Here is a 3,317-nt window from a genome sequence, read left to right on the forward strand (position 1 = left end):
GTTCATGGATTGGGGCGGGGCCCGGGGCCATTTCCGGCTCCAGGGGCATGGGCGGAAAAAGGGGGCAGGACCGTGGACATGAAGACGAAGAAGGACCTGGCGGTCGATTTCATCAACACCATCCGCACCATGGAGCCGAGCGCGCTCAACGCCCTCATCGTGAAGGAAGCGGGCGAGGAGCTGGCGCAGTTCTTCCTGAACTACAGCGCGAACCTCATCTCCAAGGATCCGTCCCGGGTGCTGGAGAACACGTCCTCGCTGATGCTGATGGGCTACCTCATCCGCACGTACGAAGAGAAGAACAGCCAGGCCAAGCAGGGCAACTTCCAGTCCTACGCGTACGCCTGAGGGGCCGTGCGCGCGGGCTCGACAGGCCCCGGGAGGCCTGTTAGGCACGCGTCGCCCATGCTCATCGACCTACACGCCCATTCCCACCTGTCCAAGGGGTGCGACCTGGAGCCGCGCGCAGTGCTGGAGCGGGCGGCCATGTTCGGCCTGGACGCGGTGGCGTTCACCGAGACGAACACCCAGGACGGCTGCGACGAGCTCTTCGAGATCGGCGCCAAATCCAAGGTGAAGGTCTTCGTGGGCCTGGAGCTCGTCACGGACCGGGGTCAGTACCTGTGCTTCTTCCCGAAGCCGGAGCTGGCGCCGGAGCCCGTGCAGATGTGGGGCAGCAACCGGGAGAAGCCCTGGAGCGCCGCCGAGTGCCTGCCCAAGGTGAAGGCGCTGGGCGCGGCCATCGTCGCGGCCCGCCCCTTCGACCGCGACGTGCCCAACCCCGCCATGGACTACGTGCGCTCGCTGTCCGGCGTGCTGTGCGCCGTGGAGGGCTACAACGCCAAGGTGAAGCAGACGGCCAATGACCTGGCCGTGGAGGCCGCGGAGGTCCTCAAGGTCCCCTGCGTGGGCGGCAGCGACGCGCGCGGCTCCCTGGACGAGATGGGCCGCGGCGCCACCTTCTTCAAGCGCGACGTGCTCACCCAGGCGCAGCTGGTGGAGGAGCTCCTCAAGGGCGACTACTGGCCGGTGATGGCCGGTGAGCTGCCCCGCCTCACGCGGCCGGGCGAGGCCCAGGCCCAGCGCAAGGGCGGCGGTGGCGGCGGCAAGAAGCAGCACCGCCGCGGCGGCCGGCGCTAGGAACTCAAGGCAGGATGGATTTGCCTGCCTCTTCCGCACGCACCAGCTTCCCGTCGGTGAGGAACGCCTTGCGGCGCTCGCCGGTGTAGCGCCACTCCTCGTTCTTCGCGGTGCCCTCCAGCGTGCGGCGCACGGACTCCGGCGGGCCCCAGGCCATGCGCACCGCGTCCGCGGGCATGTCCGGCACCAGCGTCTTGGTGCGCACGGCCTCCTTCACCGCCGCGCTGAAGCCGTTGAGCTGCTCCGTGAGCGGGTGGAGGGACAGCGTGTTCCCCAGCTCCGCGCGGAACGCGTCCTGCCGGTCGAGGTTGGGCGGCAGCACCAGCACCACCTGCTCGCCCGCGGGGGCGCCCTCCACCGTCACGTACACCCACGGCCAGGTGCGCGGGGAGTAGAGGACGCGCTCGGTGACGACCCACGCGGTGGGGAACTCCACCTTGGTGATCCGCACGCGCGAGCCGGCGGGGAGGGTGGCCTGGATGGGGCCGGGGTTGATGGGCTTGCCCTGGGTGTCGTCCACCAGCCGCACGTCCTCCGGCGGGTAGGGCGTGAGCAGCCGCTTGGACGCGTCCCCGAAGAAGGGCGTCAGGTAGGCGGAGACGCGCAGGTACTGCTCCGCGTCCGGGCCGCTGAGGCCGCGGTCCAACGCGGCGCGGTCCTCGGGGGACATGCGGGTGGCGGACGCGCAGCCGGCGGTGAATGCGGCCACGAGCGGCACCAGGAACAGCGACGACAGCGAGCGGAAGGAACGCGGCATGGCACCTGGAGGCACGCGGGGTGGGACGCGCGCGCTTTCAGGTGTCTGCTTAACCTAGCGGCTGGCCTGCGTCAGCGCCGGCGTGTCCGTCGCCGCGAGCTTGCCGTTGCGGCAGCCGCGCTGCGGAGGACACACGGGGCCGCGGCCATGCGGGTCCGCGACCAGGAGGAACCGCCCCTGCCCCCGCGCATCCGTCAGCTCCGGATGGCCGCACAGTGCGCAATGGCGGGGGGGACGCTTCGAGGGAGGGAAGGGCACGCGTGAAGTCTGCGGCCTCCCCGCGCCCCCAGCGAATTTTCAGCCGGGGGCGGTGGAGCGCGGGCGCTACGACTTGTCGCCGGACGCGGACGGAGTGCTCGGCGCGGCCGCGGGAGCGCTGGGCGCCGCCGTGCTCGTGCCGCTGCTCGCCGGCGAGGATGAAGAAGACGCGGACGCCGACGACGATGAGGACGACGAACCGCCGCCGTCCTTCTTCGTGGAGCCGTACAGGTCCGAGTACCAGCCGCCACCCTTGAGGTGGAAGCTGGAGCGGCTGACCTGTTTGCTCAGCGTGCCCTGGGCGCCGCACGCGGTGCAGGCGGGGGGCGTCGGGTCGGACATCTTCTGCAGGACGTCGATGGTCTTTCCACAGGCCGAGCAGCCGTACTCGTAGATGGGCATGGGGTGGGTACCTCGTCTCGATGAGTCAGTTCGAAGGGGATTGGGCCTGGGCGGACAGCTGCTTGCGCAGGCCTTCCGTCAGATTCAGGCGTTCGAAGGCGCGGGTGACCAGCTCCGCGGGCGCGCCGTGCTTGCGACCCACGACGTTGGCCAGCGAGTGGAGATCCGTGGCGTCCGGCAGGGCGTCCTTCGCCAGCCGCTCCAGCTCCTTGCGGAGCGCGTCGGCGAAGCGCTTCTGGATGCCCAGGTCCACCAGGTACTTGTCCCGGCCGAGCAGATCCAGCCGGTGGGTGAGGTGGCCCGTGGCCAGCACCTCGTTGCGGAAGCGCTCGCGCAGGGCCTCCACCACCTCCTCCAGCCTGAGCGCGTGGTTGAGCCGCTGCAGCTCGCTGGGGGACAGGCCGAGCGCCCAGGCGACCCGGCCGGTGGCGCCGCGCTGGGACGCGTAGGCGGTCTCGATGTTGTGGCGCTCGCGGGCCTCCAGCGTCTCCATGATGCCGTGCTGGCGCAGCACGTTCTCCATGTCGACCTGGGTCATCTCTCCGCGCGGGCCGTTGTAGCGGTGCTCCAGCGTGCGCAGAAGTGAGTAGCGGTGCTCCGTGGCCTCGATGGCGGCCTCCAGCGTCTCCTTGCCCTCGGCGCGCGTCAGTTCAAGGAACGACAGTCGCTGGGCCTCCACGCGGGTGAAGCGGCCGCGGGGGCGGGGCAGCTCGCGCTTGAGGAAGCGCGGGGCCTCCTCTTCTTCCTGGGGCGCCTGGGG

General features: G+C 70.6%; 5 protein-coding genes and 1 pseudogene. 2 read left to right on the forward strand and 4 right to left on the reverse strand.

Going from position 1 to position 3,317, the window contains the following annotated elements:
• The first annotated feature begins 72 nt into the window (after positions 1–72).
• Both D7Y21_RS40725 and D7Y21_RS40730 read left to right on the forward strand, forming a co-directional pair.
• On the forward strand, positions 73–348 hold the full coding sequence (locus D7Y21_RS40725) for a hypothetical protein (RefSeq protein WP_043321624.1): 276 nt from the start codon (positions 73–75) through the stop codon (positions 346–348).
• Positions 349–405: 57 nt separating this feature from the next.
• The gene (locus D7Y21_RS40730; RefSeq protein WP_120568425.1) at positions 406–1,140 is read left to right on the forward strand and encodes a PHP domain-containing protein; all 735 of its coding nucleotides are present in this window, start codon (positions 406–408) and stop codon (positions 1,138–1,140) included.
• A gap of 4 nt (positions 1,141–1,144) precedes the next feature.
• Here D7Y21_RS40730 and D7Y21_RS40735 read toward each other — a convergent pair whose 3' ends face one another.
• The 4 genes and pseudogenes from D7Y21_RS40735 to D7Y21_RS40750 form a co-directional block, all read right to left on the reverse strand.
• Positions 1,145–1,897 carry a hypothetical protein gene (locus D7Y21_RS40735; RefSeq protein ID WP_121718579.1) on the reverse strand — a complete coding sequence of 251 codons (753 nt, stop codon included), beginning with the start codon at positions 1,895–1,897 and terminating at the stop codon, positions 1,145–1,147.
• A gap of 54 nt (positions 1,898–1,951) precedes the next feature.
• Complete coding sequence (locus D7Y21_RS40740; protein ID WP_120568423.1) at positions 1,952–2,155, reverse strand: hypothetical protein; 204 nt, start codon at positions 2,153–2,155, stop codon at positions 1,952–1,954.
• Between the two features lie 66 nt (positions 2,156–2,221).
• On the reverse strand, positions 2,222–2,557 hold the full coding sequence (locus D7Y21_RS40745; RefSeq protein WP_121718580.1) for an FmdB family zinc ribbon protein: 336 nt from the start codon (positions 2,555–2,557) through the stop codon (positions 2,222–2,224).
• A 25-nt stretch (positions 2,558–2,582) separates the two neighbouring features.
• Positions 2,583–3,317, reverse strand: a pseudogene (locus D7Y21_RS40750) (hypothetical protein); the annotation flags it as partial.

Source organism: Corallococcus sp. AB045, from assembly GCF_003668895.1.
GTDB classification, from domain to species: Bacteria; Myxococcota; Myxococcia; order Myxococcales; family Myxococcaceae; genus Corallococcus; species Corallococcus coralloides.

Bases quoted from the DNA above. Each gene is read 5' to 3' on its own strand.
- D7Y21_RS40735 (WP_121718579.1), bottom strand. From the start codon at position 1,897: ATGCCGCGTTCCTTCCGCTCGCTGTCGTCGCTGTTCCTGGTGCCGCTC.
- D7Y21_RS40730 (WP_120568425.1), top strand. From the start codon at position 406: ATGCTCATCGACCTACACGCCCATTCCCACCTGTCCAAGGGGTGCGAC.
- D7Y21_RS40745 (WP_121718580.1), bottom strand. From the start codon at position 2,557: ATGCCCATCTACGAGTACGGCTGCTCGGCCTGTGGAAAGACCATCGAC.